The organism is Lentzea kristufekii (genome assembly GCF_033949925.1).
GTDB lineage: Bacteria > Actinomycetota > Actinomycetes > Mycobacteriales > Pseudonocardiaceae > Lentzea > Lentzea kristufekii.
Genome location: NZ_JAXAVV010000002.1, coordinates 40725 through 60142, shown reverse-complemented (window position 1 = coordinate 60142; position 19418 = coordinate 40725). Strand labels below are relative to the sequence as shown.

At 65.8% G+C, this 19418-nt stretch carries 18 protein-coding genes and 1 pseudogene; 17 read left to right on the top strand and 2 right to left on the bottom strand.

Annotation, left to right across the window (positions count from 1 at the left end; translation table 11 throughout):
- Nucleotides 1-66 precede the first annotated feature (66 nt).
- The 12 genes and pseudogenes from SK571_RS03875 (at nt 67) to SK571_RS03820 (ending at nt 14056) form a co-directional block, all read left to right on the top strand.
- Nucleotides 67-333: a hypothetical protein gene (locus tag SK571_RS03875; protein WP_319982629.1), complete on the top strand. Its 267-nt coding sequence runs from the start codon at nt 67-69 to the stop codon at nt 331-333.
- Nucleotides 330-614 (top strand): hypothetical protein, encoded by a 285-nt coding sequence (locus tag SK571_RS03870; RefSeq protein WP_319982628.1) that lies wholly within the window; start codon nt 330-332, stop codon nt 612-614. The genes SK571_RS03875 and SK571_RS03870 overlap by 4 nt, the downstream gene beginning before the upstream one ends.
- Nucleotides 611-1483, top strand: coding sequence for an ABC transporter permease (locus tag SK571_RS03865; RefSeq protein ID WP_319982627.1), 873 nt, complete (start codon nt 611-613; stop codon nt 1481-1483). The genes SK571_RS03870 and SK571_RS03865 overlap by 4 nt, the downstream gene beginning before the upstream one ends.
- The gene (locus tag SK571_RS03860; RefSeq protein ID WP_319982626.1) at nt 1480-3735 is read left to right on the top strand and encodes a hypothetical protein; all 2256 of its coding nucleotides are present in this window, start codon (nt 1480-1482) and stop codon (nt 3733-3735) included. The genes SK571_RS03865 and SK571_RS03860 overlap by 4 nt, the downstream gene beginning before the upstream one ends.
- Before the next feature lie 296 nt (nt 3736-4031).
- Nucleotides 4032-4193, top strand: a complete 162-nt coding sequence (locus SK571_RS03855) for a hypothetical protein (protein WP_319982625.1) — start codon at nt 4032-4034, stop codon at nt 4191-4193.
- Between the two features lie 77 nt (nt 4194-4270).
- A complete protein-coding gene (locus SK571_RS03850) occupies nt 4271-5758 on the top strand; it encodes a hypothetical protein (RefSeq protein WP_319982624.1) in 1488 nt (495 codons plus the stop codon).
- A gap of 90 nt (nt 5759-5848) precedes the next feature.
- Entirely contained in the window at nt 5849-6859 is a 1011-nt protein-coding gene (locus tag SK571_RS03845) for a bifunctional DNA primase/polymerase (protein ID WP_319982623.1), read from the top strand.
- Nucleotides 6860-7016: 157 nt separating this feature from the next.
- Nucleotides 7017-8042, top strand: a complete 1026-nt coding sequence (locus SK571_RS03840) for a DUF3631 domain-containing protein (protein ID WP_319982622.1) — start codon at nt 7017-7019, stop codon at nt 8040-8042.
- A complete protein-coding gene (locus SK571_RS03835; RefSeq protein WP_319982621.1) occupies nt 8039-8266 on the top strand; it encodes a helix-turn-helix domain-containing protein in 228 nt (75 codons plus the stop codon). Before SK571_RS03840 ends, SK571_RS03835 begins: the two co-directional genes overlap by 4 nt.
- On the top strand, nt 8250-9434 hold the full coding sequence (locus tag SK571_RS03830) for a site-specific integrase (RefSeq protein ID WP_319982620.1): 1185 nt from the start codon (nt 8250-8252) through the stop codon (nt 9432-9434). Before SK571_RS03835 ends, SK571_RS03830 begins: the two co-directional genes overlap by 17 nt.
- Before the next feature lie 660 nt (nt 9435-10094).
- Nucleotides 10095-10418: pseudogene (locus tag SK571_RS03825) on the top strand (lysine 2,3-aminomutase); the annotation flags it as partial.
- A gap of 1652 nt (nt 10419-12070) precedes the next feature.
- The gene (locus tag SK571_RS03820) at nt 12071-14056 is read left to right on the top strand and encodes a hypothetical protein (RefSeq protein ID WP_319982619.1); all 1986 of its coding nucleotides are present in this window, start codon (nt 12071-12073) and stop codon (nt 14054-14056) included.
- Here the strand turns inward: SK571_RS03820 and SK571_RS03815 are convergent.
- A complete protein-coding gene (locus SK571_RS03815) occupies nt 14013-14453 on the bottom strand; it encodes a zinc-binding metallopeptidase family protein (protein ID WP_319982618.1) in 441 nt (146 codons plus the stop codon). The genes SK571_RS03820 and SK571_RS03815 overlap by 44 nt on opposite strands.
- Nucleotides 14454-14665: 212 nt before the next feature.
- Here SK571_RS03815 and SK571_RS03810 point away from each other — a divergent pair, with 212 nt between their 5' ends.
- The gene (locus SK571_RS03810; RefSeq protein WP_319982617.1) at nt 14666-16750 is read left to right on the top strand and encodes a GNAT family N-acetyltransferase; all 2085 of its coding nucleotides are present in this window, start codon (nt 14666-14668) and stop codon (nt 16748-16750) included.
- Between the two features lie 106 nt (nt 16751-16856).
- Nucleotides 16857-17288 carry an ASCH domain-containing protein gene (locus tag SK571_RS03805; RefSeq protein ID WP_319982616.1) on the top strand — a complete coding sequence of 144 codons (432 nt, stop codon included), beginning with the start codon at nt 16857-16859 and terminating at the stop codon, nt 17286-17288.
- A 132-nt stretch (nt 17289-17420) separates the two neighbouring features.
- On the opposite strand, the gene SK571_RS03800 is transcribed toward SK571_RS03805, so the two are convergent.
- The gene (locus SK571_RS03800) at nt 17421-17810 is read right to left on the bottom strand and encodes a hypothetical protein (protein ID WP_319982615.1); all 390 of its coding nucleotides are present in this window, start codon (nt 17808-17810) and stop codon (nt 17421-17423) included.
- Between the two features lie 223 nt (nt 17811-18033).
- Between SK571_RS03800 and SK571_RS03795 the strand changes: the two genes are divergently transcribed.
- Genes SK571_RS03795 through SK571_RS03785 form a run of 3 tightly spaced genes read left to right on the top strand, consistent with a single transcriptional unit; the run spans nt 18034 to nt 19210 of the window.
- Nucleotides 18034-18270, top strand: coding sequence for a hypothetical protein (locus SK571_RS03795; RefSeq protein WP_319982614.1), 237 nt, complete (start codon nt 18034-18036; stop codon nt 18268-18270).
- 20 nt (nt 18271-18290) lie between these two features.
- A complete protein-coding gene (locus SK571_RS03790; protein ID WP_319982613.1) occupies nt 18291-18782 on the top strand; it encodes a Chromate resistance protein ChrB in 492 nt (163 codons plus the stop codon).
- A complete protein-coding gene (locus tag SK571_RS03785; RefSeq protein WP_319982612.1) occupies nt 18779-19210 on the top strand; it encodes a chromate resistance protein ChrB domain-containing protein in 432 nt (143 codons plus the stop codon). Before SK571_RS03790 ends, SK571_RS03785 begins: the two co-directional genes overlap by 4 nt.
- Nucleotides 19211-19418 lie beyond the last annotated feature (208 nt).

Below are 19418 nucleotides of genomic sequence, written 5' to 3'. Positions count from 1 at the left end.
GCAAGAGACACCGCCGATCCGGGTTCCCACACCCAATGCGATCACCAGACCGAAAGGGCCACACCAGTGTCCACCACCATCACCTCCGAGCACACGCCCACCTCCCCGCCGCTGCTGTGCGACGTCCTGTCCGGCTGGATCACCCTCGCCCCGGGCCTGGACGCCTCCAACGCCGCGGTGGCCGACTGGTTCGAGCAGGCCGTTCGGCTGCTCGCTCCGATCACCAGCGACCTGTCCCACCCGCAGCACACCGACGCCGTCGCCCTGGCCTCCGAGTTCTCCCACGACGCCATCGTCCTGCGCGACACCAAGGACTCGGAGGCCGCGCGATGACCTCCCTGCCCAGCCCTGTCCTGCTGATCGTCGTCGCTCTCGCCGTCATGGCCGTCATCGCGCTGTGGAAGCTGCTGCTCACCGCCGGCGGGATCGGCGTGGGCCTGTGGCTGACCGTGCACGCGACGGCCGACAGCCCTGGCGTTCAGTTCGTGGTGTTCGCCGTCGCCGGTCTGGCCGTGGCTGTCGCCATGCGCAACCTGTCCCCGTTCCACCGCCCGGTGCTGTCCGGGCACCGCGATCGTTTCGGTGTGCAGGCCCGTCAGGAGGCAGTTCGATGACCAGCGCCTACCCGCCCAAGCTCGACCAGCTCACCGACCGCGTGCGCACGATGGCAACCGACCTCGGGGCGTGGCCGTCGCTGCGGCAGATCAAGCAGCAGTGCAACGTGGGACACCCCAAGGCCGTGGAAGCGCTGGCCGCTCTGCGTGCGTCCGGCTTCAACCCCGCCGGCACGGACAGCGAACCCGCACCGGTTCCGGCTGCGCCCCGCCGGTTGAAGGTCGTCTCCACCACGGATACGCCGGACACCGATGACGACCAGGCGGACACCGACCTGTCCCCCGCAATGTCCACAAGCGACCCCACGCCCGCCGTGAGCGAGGCTGGCAACGAGGTCACCCCCGTTGCAGAACCGCTCACGCTCACGGAAGCCACGCCGGTCACGGCCGATGTCACGTCCCCCGCCCCGGTCACGGTGGAGACCCAGAAGTCGAGCCGGTGGCGCAACGCGCCGCTGTACCTGATCGCGCTGGGTGCGTTCGTGGCCATCTGGGGTGGCTGGGTGGGTCTGGGTGAGCTCACCGGTTTCGGGCCGGTCGCGCCGCTGCCCGGCATCGCCGACAACTGGACGATCAACACGGCGATCACGCTGCCGCTGGGCATGGAGGCCTACGCCGCGTTCGCCATGCGGGTCTGGCTCGACCGCGGCAAGACCGCGCTGGCACGGCGGTTCGCGATGTGGTCCACGTTCGCCGCTCTGCTGCTGGGTATGAGCGGCCAGGTGGCTTACCACCTGATGAAGGCTGCCGGGATGACCGCGGCGCCGTGGCAGATCACCACGTTCGTGTCCTGCCTGCCCGTCCTCGTTCTCGGTGGCGCTGCTGCTCTGGTTCACCTGTCCCACAACACGTCTGAGGTGCAGCGATGACCGTCACGTCCCCGACCGGCGCGACCGGTCCCGACGACCAGCCGGACGCGACGGTCTACGAGCTGCACACGCGCCGTACACCCGGCACCACTGAGCACCACGGCAGTGAGATCGAGCCGAAGGTGTTCGAGGGCGAGATCGTGTCCGCGGAGGACAGTGCTGCGCTCGATCAGCGCCTTGCCTCTCAGCGTGCGATCGCGGCGACCAAGGCCGTGGTGCGTGTGGTGCGGACCGGGGCCACGCACGAGCGGACCCGCAGCGCCGGACGCGCGGTTGTGCGCACCGCCGGATACGCCGTGGCCGGGTCGCGCATCCGCCGTGCGGAGCGGCGTGCGCGCCGTAAGCATCTCGACCTGGAACAGGCGATCACCACGTTGCGCGTCAACGGCAAGAACGCCGATGACTTCCGTGTCCTGCGGGAGCTGGAGGACACGTTGGAACGCCGGCGCAGCGGTGCCGCCGAACGCGCTCGGGTGCGCCGTATCGAGATCCTGCGGTGGTCCGGCGGTGTCGTGGTCGTGCTCGCGTCCGGCCACGTGCTGCTGCTGGGCTACGCCGCGGTGCAGGCCGTGGTGGGTGCGGGGTCGCTGACCGACCGGTGGCACGACGTCACCGGCTTCTGGTCCACCGTGGTGGACGTGTCCCCGGCAGGTAGCTACTGGCCGGCGTGGGCCGCGGCGGGTGCGCTGGCGTGGGCGGCACGGGTGATCCCGGTCGGTCGTGAGCGCGGCACGCTGCCGATGTGGGCCGTGGACGCCGACGCCGTACCCACGGACGGGCGCAGCATCATCCCGGACGAGTCCGCCGTGTTGACCGCGTTGCGGCACCTGTCGGGTCTACCGACGCTTAAGGAGGCGTTCAAGAAGGGGTGGGGCAGCAGCATCGCCCCGACCTGGGTGATGCCTCCGCACCGTGACGGCAAGGGGTGGCGGATGCAGCTCGTGCTGCCGCTGGGTGTGCCGGTGGAGGAGATCGTCAAGCGCAAGTCCGTGTTCGCGCACAACCTCGTGCGTCTGCCTGTTGAGGTGTGGCCGTCCGAGCCCAAGGGACAGCCCGGTGTGCTGGACCTGTGGGTGGCCGACCAGGGCGCGCTGTCCGGTCCGGTCGAGGCGTGGCCGTTGCTGGAGGGTGACGGGCCTGCGGACTACTTCACCGGTATCCCGGTCGGGATCAACATTCGTGGTGAAGTCGTTGTGGCGCAACTGTTCCAGAAGAACTACGTGGCCGCCGGCGAGATGGGCTCGGGTAAGTCGAGCATGTACATCACGCTCGTGTCCGGGGCGATCCTGGACCCGCTGGTCGAGGTGGACGTGTTCGTGCTCGCGGAGAACGCCGACTACGACCCGATGAAGCCACGGCTGCGGACCCTGCGCACCGGTGCCGATGACGACACCGTCAAGGCCTGCCTGGACACCCTCAATGCCCTGTACGCAGACCTGGACGTGCGCGGCAAGGCACTCAAGGAACACGGAGCGCGGGCGGTGTCGCGCAAGCTCGCGGAGAAGGACGTCCGGCTGCGTCCGCGGGTGATCGTGATCGATGAGTGCCAGGCGCTGTTCATGCACAAGGAGTGCGGTGAGGAGGCCGCTGACGTGGTCGCCAAGCTCGTGTTCGCCGCGCGCAAGTACGCCGTCACGATCCTGTTCGCCACGCCGGAGGCCTCTACGGCGTCGCTGCCGCGCAAGGTCACCGCGGTGACCTCGTGCAAGGCGTGCTTCGCCATCGGTGACCAGCAGTCCAACGACGCCGTGCTGGGTACCGGTTCGTACAAGGCGGGGATTTCAGCGGTCAGCCTGGAGGCCGCGACCTCCGAAGGCCCTGGTGACGTCGGCACCGCCATGGTGCGCGGCATCATGGCCAAGCCCGGCCTGCTGCGCAGTTTCTACCTGACCAGCGACGAGGTAGCCGAGGTCACCGACCGTGCGATGCACCTGCGCGCCGGTCACGTCCCCCCGGCGACCAGCGGCGATGAGGAAGAGTCGTCCGAAGTGGACTTCCTGCTCGACCTCGTCCGCGTGCTGGGTGATGAGCAGAAGATCCGCACGGCCGTCGCGTTGCGGGCGCTGATCGACCTCAACACCGGTCACTACGGCGACTGGACCAGCAAGACCTTCGCCGCAGCGCTGCGTGAGGCCCAGGTCCCGATCCGCAAGAGCGACGGAGACAGCCTCGTGCGAGCTGACGACGTCACCGAAGCAATCACTCTGCGTGAGATCGAGCAGAGCGCCGAAGACGACGCCGGTGAGGCTTAGAGCCGCGCTACGCAACCCACCACCGGCAAGGGAAGCGGTCAGGGAACCACCAGTGCCGCAGGGATTTTCCCCTGACCGCCTCCCTGACCTTCCTCCCTGCCCCCACCAGCGACAACAACCGCCAGGGAAGATCCACATCTAGGTCAGCCTGACCAGCGAAAACCCTCGAAACGGGGCCTGCGCGCCCCTGTCGAGCGCCCCCCTAAGTCCCTCACCGCGGTGAACCCGCACGGTGCCGCGCTGACCACGCACGTCCACCAACCATCACTAAGAGTGACTGAATCGGAGATCGCGTCATGAACGACAACACGATGCACATCGAGAAGTCGCGCTCCCTCTGGAACGGCAGGTCCACCACCTTCTGCGGGCTGACGATCCCTAAGCCGGAGAAGGTGTGGTTCCCCAGCCTGTCCGGTCGCCCCACCTGCGCCGCGTGTGTGGCCAACGGCGGCAAGTGACATGCCCACCGTCCACATGCGATCCGGCGCCACCTGCGCCTTGAACACGAAACCCCTGCACACCAAGGGGACGTGACATGTGCAGAGCAGGCGGACGCCGCTGCCGGGGCGGGACCGGCAAAGCCACACAGGCCACCCGCAAACAGCGCTCCCGCGCCACGAAGGCACTACGCGAAGCCAAAGCCAGCGGTGACCAGGACGCCATCCGCACCGCCACCGAACGACTCGATGCGGCCAACGAAGCCCACAAGGCCGCCAAGGAGAACGCCATGCGTGAGCACGACAACCACGACACCGCAGATCACAGCGGGGACGTGGCCACCCCCAAGCCCGGTCCGGTCACCGGCGCGCTGTCGGACAAGCCTCTGCTGGACAACACCTGGGGTGCACCGCTCGACAAGAGCCCGGTGCACTACCACGACGACGGCCCGGTCGGGACCGCGGTCAAGTACATGGGCCAGGACGCCCAGATGGACATCGACGGCGAACCGCTGGCCAACGTCGTGGGCCGCCTCGCCACCAACGTCGTGCGCCGCAAGACCACCGCGCAGCAGGCCGTCAACGACCTCAAGGAATTGCGCGACCGGCTCCCCGAGGGCAGCCGAGCCCATCGGTGCCTGTCCACCGCGATTCGCGACATGGACGGCCCGGACACGCCCGTCCCCCAGGTCCCGCCCGGTACGCCCGAACCGCTGAAAGAGCTGGTCGGCAAGCTGCACGCCGTCCCGATGGTCCGCCAGGAACCGGAACGGGAGATCCAGCCTCTGCTCAAGCTCTGCGAACGCGCCGCGGCAGGGGACACCCGCTTCCTGGACGCAGAGGTCAAGCGGCTGGGCCGCAAGCGCCACGAGAGCCTGGGCGACTGCGGCAAGTTCGAGATCCAGGACGCCGTGGACGAGGCGGTGAAGGCGATGCGGGAGCAGGAACGCCAGCAGCGCATCACGGCCGCCGGCGGGCACACGGTGCACAGCGTCAACATCGCCGAACCTGGTTCGCATGTCGGCAGCCAGAAGGACATCAACACCGACGACGTCACCTTCAACGTCCGCGGCCCTGCTCACGGCAGGGACGTGACGCCCCAACCGCCCACCAGCCACACCGAACCCCGTGCACCCCGCCCCGACGACGAGCACCGCTGGACCGTCACCAACGTCGCGGAGAGCGGCAGCTTCGTCGGTGTTCAGGCCGGGATCGTTCATGGTCAGGTCCGGGTCAATGGCCGCCGCGTCTCGCCCGGAAATCCTGGTCAGCAGGGGGACGTGACCGCGTCCGGTGTTCAAGGTGGTGCATCGTGGGACGCCGCCAAAGTGCGCGAACAGGCCAGCCAGGTCCAGCAGGAAGCCGCCGCTAGGAAGCGCGACCGGGCACGCCGCAAGCAAGAGACGGCACATCAGGACGGGGACGTGACTCCCACCCAGTCCGCCTTCCACACCAGCAACGGCGGAACCGTCATGAACGTCGTCTACGGCCAGAACAACGGCGTGCAGATGGGCGACGTCAACGGTTCCATCCACTTTGGACCGGGCGGTTTGAGGGTCGACAAGCCGCGTGAGGACCGCAGCTAGCCCCACATCAGGCAGTCCCGCTGTTCACGTCGGGGACGTGACACGCGCGCCCCGACGTGAACACCCGTCTTCCACTCAGGAGCCAAGGTCATGTCTGAGACCAACATGCTGCTGTTCCACGCGCTCCACTACGCCCGGCTCGGGATGTGTGTCTTCCCGCTGCGAGTCGGCACCAAGGTGCCCGCTCTGCACGGTGACTCCCCCCGCCGTCCGTGCCCGCGTACCGGTGTGTGCCGCAACGGGCACCTCGGATGGGAGCAGCGCGCCACGACCGACCCTGACCGGATCACCGCCTGCTGGTCCGCGGCGCCGTTCAACATCGGCATCGCCACCGGACCCAGCAACCTCTTGGTGATCGACCTGGACACCCGCAAGTCACCCGACGACGTGCCCCCACAGCGCTGGAACCGGGAGGGGATCGTGGACGGCCACGACGTGTTCGCCGCCATCTGCGAGGAAGCCGGGGAACCCGTGCCGTGGGAAACCTTCACCGCCCACACCCCGAGTGGCGGCACGCACTACTACTACAAAGCGCCGTCCACTGTGGAGTTGCGCAACACCACGGGCGACGCCGGCAACGGGCTCGGGTGGAAGGTCGACACCCGCGCGCACGGCGGCTACGTCGTCGGCCCGTGGTCGAGCACTCCAGCGGGTGAGTACTGGGCGGAGGACGACGCCATGCCGATCGATCTGCCCACCTGGTTGGTCCACTGCCTCACTCCCAGGCCACCAGCGGCCCGTACAGCGCCGATCGTGAGCCGTTCTGAGCGGTTGCCCGGCTACGTGGCGGCTGCTGTCCGAGGTGAGCGCGACAGGGTCGCAGGGGCGCAGTCAGGGGCACACACGCGGACGTTGTTCGTGGCCTCCGTCGCGCTCGGGCAGCTCGTGGGCGGTGGATTGCTTCCCTCGGCTACAGCCGAAGCGGAGTTGTTCAACGCGGCACTGCACATGATCACCGACCGGTGTGGGTGCACCGAAGCGGAAGTGTTGCGCACCATCGCGAACGGCCTGCGCGCCGGCGGGTCACGTCCCCGCAAGGCACCCGCCGAACACGCGCCAGCCACCACGGAGGAACTGTTCACCGATCGGGGCGCGGCATGAACACCCACCAGTGCACGCACTGCCAGGAGGCACACCGATGACTGTCGCACTGCGAGTACTGCCCGCCCCGCCGGCGGAACCCGCCCACGAGATCCTCGACCAGGTCCGTGACTTCGTCGCCCGGTATTCCGTGTTCCCACACGAGCACTGCGCGCCCATGCTCGCGCTCTGGTACGCCCACACCTGGGTCGCCGACCACCTCTACACCACGCCGCGGCTCGTGCTTTCCTCCGCCGAACCGGGGTCGGGCAAGACGCGCGTTCTCGAAGTGGCCAAGCACTTCACCAAGGCCGCGGAGATGACGATGTCCGGCAGCGCCGCGGCACTCGTGCGCATGGTCGCCGCTGGACCCATCACGATCCTGCTGGACGAAGTGGACACCATTTTCGCCGGCGGTGGCGGCGGCAACGAGGAAGTCCGCGGAATGCTCAACGGCGGCTACAAGCGCACCGCCACCATTCCCAAATGCCGCGGCGACGCCGCCACCGGAATCACCGTCGACCGCCTGCCCATCTTCGCCCCGGCGGCATTGGCCGGACTGGCAGGCAGCCTGCCCGACACCATCAATACCCGCGCCATCACCATCCACCTCCGCAAGCGACGCAACGACGAACACGTCCAGAGCTACATGGAACGCCGCGTCGACCGAGAAGCAACGCCCATCCGCGAAGCGCTCGAAAGCTGGGTCACGAGCATCGGCGAAAGCCTCGAAGAAGCCGAACCGACCATGCCGCACGGAGTCGCCGACCGCGCCGCGGAAATCTGGGAACCGCTCATCGCCATCGCCGACGCCGCCGGCGGGCACTGGCCAACCACGGCCCGCACCGCCTGCAGCTACTTCGTGCACGACAAGACCGGTGTCACGCCGTCACTCGGGGTGCAGCTGCTCACTGACCTCTGGACTCTGTTCAAGACGATGGGCACCGATCGGCTCCACACCACGGAAATCCTGAGGTGCCTGCTCACGCTGGACGACTCGCCGTGGACCGACCTCAACGGCCGACCGCTCGACGCGCGCCGGCTGTCGAAAGAGCTGCGCCGGTACCACGTCGCGCCCATCACGGTGAAGTGCAACGACACCAATGCAAAGGGCTACGTCACCTTCGCCAACGACCACCAGGTCGGTCTGGCTGACGCGTGGGCGCGCTACCTGCCCGCGCTGGCAACCGAGGGGGAGAAATGAGCACCGCAGACGACGTCATCGAACTGACGAAGTACCTCTACAAGATCCCTGAGGCCATGGCGCTGCTCTCCCTTAGCCGCTCGGTCATCTACGAGCAGATTCGCGCCGGACGGCTGCGGTTCGTGAAGCAGGGCAGGGCGACGCTCGTTCCAGCGTCGGCTATTCGGGACTACGTGGCGCTGTTGGAGCGGGAAGCGGAGGTGCACTATGGCCAAACCGCGTAGCAGTGACGACAGCCCGAAGCGGCGTAGCCGCGGTGACGGTGGCATTCACTGGGACGAGGCGCGTCAGCGGTACATCGCCACGGTGGACCTCGGTTTCGACGCCCGCGGGAAGCGCAAGACCAAGAAGGCCAGCGGCAAGACGTACACGGAGGCCAAGGAAAAGCTCAAGGAGATCCAGCGCGACCTGGACGACGGGCTGCCTGCCACGCCTCACACGTACAAGGTCAAGGAAGCGGTCCAAGCGTTTCTGAAGTACGGCTTGCGCAAGTGCGGCAAGGAGACGGTGAAGAACTACACCTACCTTGCCGAGGGCCACATCATCTCGTGCTTGGGTGAGCGCAACCTCCGCGAATTGTCCGCCGATGAGGTGGACGACTGGTTGGAAGAACTCTCGCTTACGCTGTCCACGCGCACTCTGCGGTTGGTGCACTCGATTCTCAACCGCTCGGTGCGCATGGCACAGAAGCGCGACAAGGTGAAGCGCAACGTCGTGCAGTTGTGCGAAGCACCGATCGGTCAGGACGGACGTCCTTCAAAGTCGCTCACCTTGGAGCAAGTGGAAGCGGTGTTGAAGGCTGCGGAGAACACGCCGATGTACGCCTACATTGTGCTGTCTCTGCTGATCGGCGCGCGCACTGAGGAACTGCGCGCGTTGACGTGGGACCACGTCGACCTGGTCGGCAAGCCGGATGCCGTACCGGTCGCCCTGCCCTCGATCTCGGTGTGGCGGTCTGTGCGGGAGGGCGGAGACACCAAGACCAGGAAGTCGCGCCGGACGCTCGCCATGCCAACGCGGTGCGTGGAAGCGTTGAAGGTGCACCGCGACTACCAGGACGCCAAGCGCACGCTCGCGGGCAAGAGGTGGCAGGAACACGGCCTCGTGTTCGCGTCACTGGTCGGCACGGAGCTGGACTCCCACAACGTCCGCCGTGCGTTCCGCAGGGTCGTCAAGGCCGCCGGGCTGGACGCCAAGGAGTGGACGCCGCGGGAGATGCGGCACAGCTTCGTGTCGGTGCTGTCCGCGTCCGGGGTGAAGATCGAGGACATCGCTCGACTGGTCGGCCACAGCAGCACGACGGTCACGGAGACGGTCTACCGCCACCAGATCGTGCCCGTGATGCAGCACGCGGCCATCACGATGAACGACATTTTCCCGCTGGCCAGTTAGATCGTTGTCACTCATTTAGTCACTCAGGTCCCCAAATGGTCCCCGGCAAGATCACTAACGTGATCGAATCGGCGACATGCAAAAGGCCCTCTGATCAGGCGTTATGCCACGATCAGAGGGCCTTTCACGGCCGTCGGGACGACAGGATTTGAACCTGCGACCCCTTGACCCCCAGGGTGGATCGGATCATCGCTTGACCTGCGGAAACGTCCCCGCAGCAGGTCACGGCGGTGCAGTTGGGTGCACTTGAGTGCAGCTCGATCCTGTTACCCTACCTTGACTTCTCCCAATTTCCTCCCACCACGGCCTGTGTCGACCGCTATTGGCGCCGAACGCCTATGCGCAAATCAAGTGACCAGCCCCCTCCCGACAACGGCCGCGATAGCCGTAGCCGTGACGATGCGGTTGATCAGCAGAGATGCAGCTTGCAGCGATTGAAGCCAAAGTCCCTGACCTGCTGGCATCAACCAGGTCGCCACTGCCCTCGTGGCCCTCACCGGCGAGCCACACCCGCTGGCGACCTAACTCGTGCCGGAGGGCGCAAGGTTCCTGGACTGCGAGCTGGGACCCCATGTCCCACTGAGCGCACAGAATGCGACAGCGCCGACTAGATGATCACGCCTGGTTTGGGTGGACGATCTCCACTCGCCGATCCTCGACTTCTACATGTGCGACATGATCCCCAACGCAGAACATTGGAGGGTGTCCGTCTGGGAAGCACAAGAACTTCAGCACGCGATCATGGGCTACTTGCCGGGCTACGCGACTCCGCGGATCGTCTGCGACGTCCCGTATGTGGGCAAGCGGTGGGTCCACCAGCTCGCCGAATACGACCGTGAGCTGGGCGTTTCCTACTGGACCAAGAACTACCGCACCGGGATCGAACTCGAAGACCCCGAGGCACTCGACCGCCGCTACCCCTACTACGACCCGATCTCCACCCTCGGTGCGGCCGGCCAGAAGTGGTGGACCGACCAGGCCTGACGGGCCACGATGGGGCCGTTTTCGGGACAACTCCCGGAGGCGGCCCCATCGGCATGTTTTGCCTGTTCAGACCCATCGCGACTCATTGGGTCTCGACAAGAAGGGGCCCAGAAGGGGCCCCAGAAGTCCACAGTGGACACTTCTTCAGGTACACAGTGGACACTGTCAGCCAGCGAATGGTCTAGTGCGCGGCGACTCGCACGTCTGCCATCAGACAGGGGGCTTTCTCCTGCGATGGAAGATCGCGCCCACGGCGAAGCCAGCCACTGCTCCCTCGCGCACCGGACTATCCCTGGCTCCCTCACCGCGATTCCGGCCGATGACTCACGGGTCACCAACCGCAGACGAGCGGCCCTTGTGACCGAGAACACGTCGCCAAATTCGGACAAATAGAAAGCGCAGTTCATCGCTATCGACGCTACGTCATCCAGGTGAAGCTTGTAACGCGAACACTAGGCCACTTCAGCGAAAATACGCGTGCTTGAAGCGGGTAGCTGCTACCTTCCTTCTTTCAATGGATGACGTGTGTCTACAAGACTGCGTGCGTGCTCTCAATCATCATCGGCGTCTGCGCCGTCGTTCTGACAGTCCTGATCGGACTGTGCCCACCGCTCGTTATTGTTCTTCGGGGTGTTAATGACCCGAAAGACCGGCAGCTCGTAGTCCACGCGCTCCGAGAGCTGATCGTGAGCTCGCTGGCGGCTGTAGCGCAGCTTCCAGGCAAGCTCGCGCAGTCCCTCCTAGACGTCGCACTTTCGGCGAGGGGGCGGGACAACCTGACTCCCCCGCTTGTCGAACCGAGCCCGGCGCTGTCAGTGATTTCATCTGAACCGGCACCCGGACATGACCAGATACCCGGCGGACCACGGCCTTAGCACAAGACGTACCCATGTCCGGTCCAAACCACGAGCGCAACCGGTTAGCGGAACTACGAGCCAAAACTCGGTCAGATCGCGCACTGGTTCGGGCTACATATTCGGCAATTTCTCCCAGAGCGGGCTATTCCACACATCGCCTGGGCAGGGATGACGACCAGTTTCACGCCAGTCACTTCGACTCCTACGCCCGAGCCCAGACTTGACGACTATCCACGCGGAGAGTGGCGCAATCGGAGACTCCGACCTCGGTGACGGCGAGGAGGTAATCGATCTCCCCGACTACTACGGAGGAACAACTCCTCAGGAAGCGCACCGGGTTATATACCGCCAGCTCAAGCACTCGGCTCGTCACGCAGCGGATGAGTCCCCGTCTCGAGCCTCAAGAAGACGCTTGAGGGATTCGGGACGATCTACCGAAAGATCAAGGCAGAGAGCGCCGGCGAGCTGGCCAAGATTCGCTTCGAATCCGTCTCCAACCGGCGACTGGATGCGCTGCCATGGCAAGCGGGTTGACGACCTTGAAGTCCGAGATTGGAGACCGTTGGAGACACTTCAACAAGGAGATTCGGAAGTGGTAGCTTCCGTTCAGCGTGGCGCCGTGTCGAGCACCGCCCCATGTGGTGAAGTCTTCGCTCTATGACTCCTGGAGAGCACTCCGGCCCAGTCGCGGTGAGGGCCGAACTCCTACCCGCGCGGGCCGCATACCTGATACGCGCCGGCAGTCGGCGCGGCCTGCGACGCGCAGTCCAAGAAGCCACCACACGCTGGGGCGGCATGGCCGAACCGATCATCCCCGTCCGGCGCGACGGGTCAGTCGACGGATGGTGGCGGCAAGTTGTGGAGTTCGCCGGCGTCGAAGGACTTGTCGACGTCGACGTCGGTACCTCTGTGGCCGCCGACGTGGCCAAGTCGTTCACACTGCCAGTGACTGAGCTGAAGCACATAGACCGGAGTGGAGTTACCCGGTTCTCAACGCATCCTGCAGGTCTGCCTGACTACGGCGACCCAACGCAGGCTCGGGTGATCCCTGCGGGCGGAAGCCCCTTGTGGCAGGTCGTCTTGGCCGGTGACTTCACGGCCGAACACGAGCAAGCTCTCGACGGAAGCGTTGGCTACCGCAGGGCCCCGACTGCCGATCAAGTTGCTCGCGCGGCACTGCACGGTCAGACCTGTCTCGACCAGACCGTCAGCAACTTCGCCGAGAACTACACCGCTGGCGCCTCGTGCATACCGGCGGTGATCTGGATGACGACCAGGGATACGTACCGCGACTGCTTGTGGTTCTGGAACTTCCGCGTCTTGAAGGACCGAGGACACAACCCTGCTCCAATGATCATCGTCTCGGCCGCCGAACTTCCTCATTGGATTGGCTTCGACCGAAATCTCGCCCATCAGCTGGATCGGCCGGACGAGTTCGACCCTGACGTGGTCGTCAACAGCTTCTCTGTCTCGGAAGAGAGACTGCACTCGCTCGCACAGGAGTTCCTCGGTCTGCACTTGTCAGAGCAGAAGCTGACGTCACGCATCAGGTTTCCCGCCGATGCTCGCGTGCCGCCACACACCTACCTGACCAACCTCGAACTGCGCGACTTCCTGCTCTTCGAACGAAGGTTCGGAGAGTCACGTGAGGTAGAGACCTATGCCACCGCCGGTCGAGCACGACTGCGGTTCACCTCTCCGATCGAGTTCTCCTGCTCAGGCAAGACACTGCTCCGCATGTCCAGCCCGCTGTTCGATCCGTTTCCCCGCAAGGACATCCTCGCGAAACGGATCACGAACGGAGCGACCTGGCGAAGCGATCGTCTTGAGATCGCAACGAATGCGATGAACTCCTACCAACTGGAGCTGCGCTTCCCGTCGCTGCACGAGGCGACAACCCTCCTCATCGGTGAGCACACCTCCGAGTGGCACCTCTCGGAGAAAGGCAAGATCGCCGACGCACTCAACGCCGACTCGGATCTCTCGATCCTGCTACGGCCCAGCGTGCACGAAGCGATCTCTCATTTGACCTCGCCTCGTTCCACCTCGTACCTGCGCCAGATGGAGAAGATGCGCAAGAGCGGCACGTCCGAGGACGAGGTGCAGGCGTTTGGTGCGCGCTGGGGTGGTCGCGGTGTACGGCGATACGACAGCGCTGAAGGGTTGACGAACAGGCTGGGCAAGTCCGCGGTCCAGCCTGTCGAAGCCCTGGAGTCGCTGTGCGCGATGAACTGGGCGGAAAGAGGATTCGAGACTGTCTGCGCGCGCTGCGGGCTGAGCAGCTTCGTACCGATCTCCGACGTGAGCTCAGTGGCTCGCTGTCCTGGTTGCAGAGCCGCCACCTACTACACGTCCACCGATGCCGGCCTCACCTTGCAGTACAGGCTGAACTCCTTCATCGACTTGGCAAGTGATCAAGGAGTGATCCCGCATCTGCTGGTTATCGCCGCGCTGCACAAGCGCGAGCCGCACACCCACCTGCTAGGTGGCGTGCTCGCCACCTTGCAGAACGGCACGGTCAACGAGATAGATGTCCTCGGTGTTCACGCCCAGCAGTTCATCGCCGGCGAGGTCAAGACCAAGGCTAGCGACTTCACCCCGGCCCAGCTCAAACGAGACCTCTCCGTCAGCTCACGCCTGGGCGCGGAGACTCACCTGCTCGCCGCAGTCGATGGGGTCCCCAGCGAAGTCAAGCGTACGAGCCAAGAGCTGGCAAATGCGGCAGGCTTGCGGCTACTTATCTTGTCCAAGCACGATCTCCGCCCTGTCGATGATCTCTAGCGAGGCAGAGTGGTGCAGCACGCCTGTGTATCCCGAGGCGTTCATACCCGGCCCGTCTGGAGCCGCCGTCGAGGTGGGCGCCGAGCCTCAGCACGTGGTTCTCGTCCTCACCCAGCCAGTCCGAGACAAGGTTGCATCCGACCGCGCCGCTCTGTTCGAACACGTCGACGCGAGTCACGAAACCCTCGGCGTCCCGCGTGGACTTCACGTGGTCGATCGACGCCGCGAACCCTGGGCACGTTTCGTGTGCCCTGTTGCCGCCGTTCTGATCAGCGATCGACTGAAACTTCCGAACGCGGGGAACGATGTCCTGGTAGATGACCGCCGGGACGTCGGCGGCGGCGCCGCTCGAACCGGCCACCACCACGACATTCGCCAACGCGATAGAAAGTCGCATGTGTAGCGAAGCTAGAGAGTGGATGTCCTGAAAATGTCAGATTGCGGTTCAGAAATCGTGACGGTCGCTTCGGGTGAAAGCAAACGAACAGATGTGCGACTGACGCCGCGATTCAGCTCGAACCGAACACTTGTGCGCCTGCAAATAGGCCTGTCAGGTGACTGATCAGCGCATACGGGCCGAGGTCGGCGCAGGTGAGTCACACTGCGGTGATGTCGACGAAGTCCGCGAACGTGGTCATCGAGGTCGTGGCCGGTACCGACGCCGCAACGATCGAGCGTGCGGTTGAACTCGGCAACACGGCAAAGAAGACGCTCGGTCTCTTCCCGCGCGAAGCGTATTTCGAGTACGCGGCCAAACACTGCTTGCTCGGCGCGATGAGAGACGGCGAACTGGTCGGGTACGCGCTGTTCCGCTTGCCACGCAACGAGGTCACCCTGGTGCACCTCTGCGTCGACAAGCCTTTCCGGGAGAAGGGCGTGGCTCAGCTGCTCGTCGACGAGGTGAGCCGTCGGCACCGGGCGAGGTTGGGCGTTCGCGCGAAGTGCCGCGACAGCTACGCCGACATCCAGCGGGTGTGGCGTGGGCTCGGCTTCAAACACCTCGGACGTGCGCGTGGGCGTGGTGAAGACAAGGCTCCGATGACTGTGTGGTGGCTCGACCACGAGCACGCCAACCTGTTCACTCCGGTGGACGAGCCAACCGAGCTGGCCGTGGCGATCGACGTCAACATCCTGATGGACCTGCACACCCGCAAGGACCATCCCCAGGCGGAACGGTCCCAGGTGTTGCTCGCACCCGATGTAGCGGACCGGATCGAGATGGTGGTGCCGCACGGACTCGAACGTGACCTCGACCGGCACTCGGCCGAGTCGCGCAGCAGGTTGGCCGATGTCGCCGCGCGTTACCGGCGCCCGAGCGGGCCGCCGAAGCGAGCCGAAGAGCTGCACGAGGTGCTACTCGACGCGGTTCGAACGGCCGAACCTGACCGTGCGCTGACCCCGCAGGACAAGGGAGACCTGTGGCATCTCGCCGAGACCGCCGGGGCAGGCATCCAGGTGTTCCTGACCTGGGACGAACGACTGCGGTCTCAGGTGGCCCCGTTGCTCCCGCGGCTCGTCGCGTTTCCCGAACTCATGGCATTGCGTGTGATCGACCCGCACCACCTGGTCGTTCATCTCGATGAGCTGGCCCATTCGGTGGCTTACCAACCCCGGACGCTCGCCGGCAGTTCGTTCAGCACCGAGCTGGCGAACGCCCAGTCCGAGGCGGTACTCCTGACCTTCCTGGACCGGCGCGGCGGCGAGACAAAGCAGGAACTCAAGTCCCGCCTGAACGCACTAGCTCGCGCACCGCGATCTCACTCCATCGTGCGTGCAAGCGACGGGACGACCGTCGGCTGCTACGCGTCGATCGTCGACGACCACGTCCTCAAAGCACCGCTGCTACGCGTCCCGGATCACCCGGACGCCGACACCATGGCTCGCTACCTGCTTTGGACGTTGCGACTGGAAGCACGGAGCCACGGCGCCCACGTGGTGCGCATCGAGGACCCCTATCTCTCCCCCGCCATCGAACGTGCGGCGAGCCACGAGAGCTACCAGCGCGTCAACGACACATGGCACAGCTGGGTGGTTGAGGCCGCTGGAACCGGCGCCCAGGTCAGCTCCGCTGTCTCCGCGGCGCAGGCCCAGGTCGGTCTCGGGCCTGCCGCCCTGCTTCCGCCTCGTCTCGCCCCCGAATCAGCCGCGCAGTACGAACGGACCTGGTGGCCCGCCAAGATCACCGACAGCGACCTACCCCACTTCGCCGTCGCGATCCAGCCGCGCTGGAGCGCTGAGCTCCTCGGTGAGCCGCAGACCCTCACCCACCGGCCGACCACGCTGGCCCTGGGACGGGAGCACGTCTACTACCGCGGCAACCACCCCAGCGTGCTCAAGGCCCCTGGTCGAGTGCTCTGGTACCTGACGCAGGACGCCACCACCGGTGGCGGACGGTTCATCGGCACGTCGCTTCTCGACGCGATCGACATCGGAGCGCCGATGGAACTGCACGAACAGTTCGCCCATTACGGGGTCTTCGCCCTTGCCGACATCGACGGCGCCGCAGGGCAACGAGGTAGCGCGCAAGCGCTCCGGGTGTCCTACACCGAGCTGTTCCCGCGTCACATCCGCTGGTCCGAGTACCTCGAACTGATCCAATCGATGGACGGTCCGAAACGGATCCAGGGACCAGTTCGGATGCCGACCGCGACGTTCGCCGCGATCTACGACATGGCGAACACGACGAAGCGGTGACGTGATCCACGATCATCGTGGTGCAACATCACTTCGACCCCGTCGACCGCTAAGGTCACCCCCTGTGACTGCAACAGCGGTGGAATCGAGCGCGTGGACACCTGCTGTGCGCCCTTTGCTGATGTCGCTGCGTCCGCGATTCGCGGAAGCCATCCTGGACGGCACCAAGACCGTCGAACTCCGGCGCACCCGACTGTCCGCGCCCGACGGAACACACCTGATCCTCTACGCCAGCTCACCGGTGATGGCCGTCGTCGGCACCGCGGTGATCGTAGGCCGGGACACGGACACACCGGCACGGATCTGGCGGCGCCACCGCAAGCACGTCGGGCTGTTGCGACCCGAGTACGACGAGTACTTCGACGGTTCCGAACTGGCCACTGCCGTTTATGTAAGAGACCCGCGAAGACTGGCCACCCCTTGGCCATTGTCCGCACTGCGGGACACCGCCAAGTTCCAACCTCCCCAGAGCTACAGGTTCGTCTCCGACGACGACCCCGCCCAGCTACGCAACCTGGTGCCTGCGTACCTCCAGTGAGCAGCACTTCCCCATCTGATTCCAATTACATGGTCAGCGTGGTCCGCCCTGCAGTGTGAGAGTCAGCTGACCTGCCGTCCGTCCGCGCCACGAGCACACCCGACTTGGACAAGAGCGGCATGCGCGCCTCGACTAGGCAACCTGCGGGAGAGCACCGACAGGTGACTGGGTCGTGTGCTCAGAACAGCATCTACTGGTCAGATTCCGACTCGTCAGAGTGGTCTGCCCGTTGAGCGTGAACTTGTCTTCGACGGCCTCGTCGGACGTGGGCAGACCGTGCTCGGCGATGATCGGCAGAATCCGGTCGCTCAGCCAAATCTGGTATCGCCGCGACGACTCGGACCCCTTCGAGCAGACCTCGGCGTAGCGGCTGACGAGGTCGGTCCGCACTCCGCCGAGCCAGGTCGGGAACACGTCTTTCACTCGCGGTCGCAAGATATAGCGGCGTGTACAGGGCGCTGGTCGCGCTGCCTTCGGCGGCGGCGTGGACCATTTCCCCGACCTGCGCTGGGAGTCGGTCATCAGGGCAGGATCGGTGGCTTGAAGACGGTGCAGGCCAGGCTTGACGCCTGGGCCGCACGATCAGTCTCCATCGCACGCTGCAGTCGCTCGTAGAACGACTCTGATCGCAGTGTGCAGCAGGATGGCCTTCCGGCTCGCGTTCCCGGCACCGAGTTCACTTCATCCACGGACAGGGACTCGGTAACGTAACCGTGGTTGCACCACCCGACGGAAGGATCCTCAGATGCTGAGCTGGTCGACCGTCGCCTACGGGGCCGCGCTGTCCGCAGTGCTCGCCGCCGTCCTGATCGCGGTCTTCCCGGTGAGCTGGCAGGACACCGGCAGCGGCGTGTTCGCGCTGGCGGCGTCCGCCCTCTTGCTCGGGTTCGGCCCACAGGGCTCCGAACCAGGGCGCAAGGTGGCGCTGGCCGCCCTGCTCGCGGCGATCGCGGCCTTGGTCGTGGACGTCTACCTCTACTGAACGCTCAGGTGATCAACTCGATGTCATCAGGCACAGTCGGCCAGTGGGTGCTGCTCTCCTACCGCATGCCCCGCGAGCCCTCCACGCCCCGCATCACGGTGTGGCGCAAGCTCAAGCGGATCGGCGTCGCGCAGCTCGGTGACGGGCTGGTCGCGTTGCCCGCCGACGCCCGCACCCGCGAACACCTCGACTGGATCGCCGAGGAAGTTCTCGAGGCCGACGGCTCCGCCATGGTGTGGCTGGCCCAGCCGGCCAGCCTCGGCCAGGAGCGTCAGATCGCACAAGGGATGGCCGACGCTCGTGCAGCCGAGTACGACGCTGTGCTCGCCGACGCCGAACAGGCCTCAGCACTGCCCGAGCCGGAGCGGATGCGTGTCATGCGGCGGCTGCGCGACGAGCTGCGCCGCATCCACCGCCGCGACTACTTCCCACCGCCGCAACGACAGGCTGCGGATCGCGCCGTCGCGCGCCTGCACCCCGAACATCGCGCCACCGAGGAGGAGACCGCATGAAGTGGGCCACCCGCGCCGGCATTCACATCGACCGCGCCGCCTGTGCCTGGCTGATCCGCCGTGCTGTCGACGACGGGGCCGAGTTCGTGTTCGTCACCGACTCCGCCGAGGTGCCGCCGGATGCCACTCCGTTCGACATGCGCGGGGTCGAGCTCGGCCACCATGGCGGGGACTGCAGCTTCGAGACCATCCTGCGCCGCTATGAGCTCACCGACCCGGTGCTGTGGCGCATCGCCGAGATCGTCCACGAAGCCGACGTCGACGACGAACGCTACGACGCGCCGGAGGCTCCCGGCCTCGACGTGATCCTGCGCGGCCTGTCCATGATCGGCGACGACGAGCACACGCTCACCGTCAGCAAGCCGATCTTCGACGGGCTCTACGAGTACCACAGCCGAGCCGGTTCCCTCGGCCGCGAGCCTGCCTGAGCCACTTCGTGTCCACGACCGGCACCTTCGTCCTCGACCACGTCACGATTCGACGCGGTCCGGCGCCTGTGCTTGACCGGGTCAGCACTGTCATCCTGTCGGGCCGCTGCACCAGCGTCATCGGTCCGAGCAGAGCGGGCAAGCTCCTGGAGGCCAAGCTTCCGGCCTACCTAGTGCCGGAGCGGTTCACCGCGCTTCCGCAGTTCCC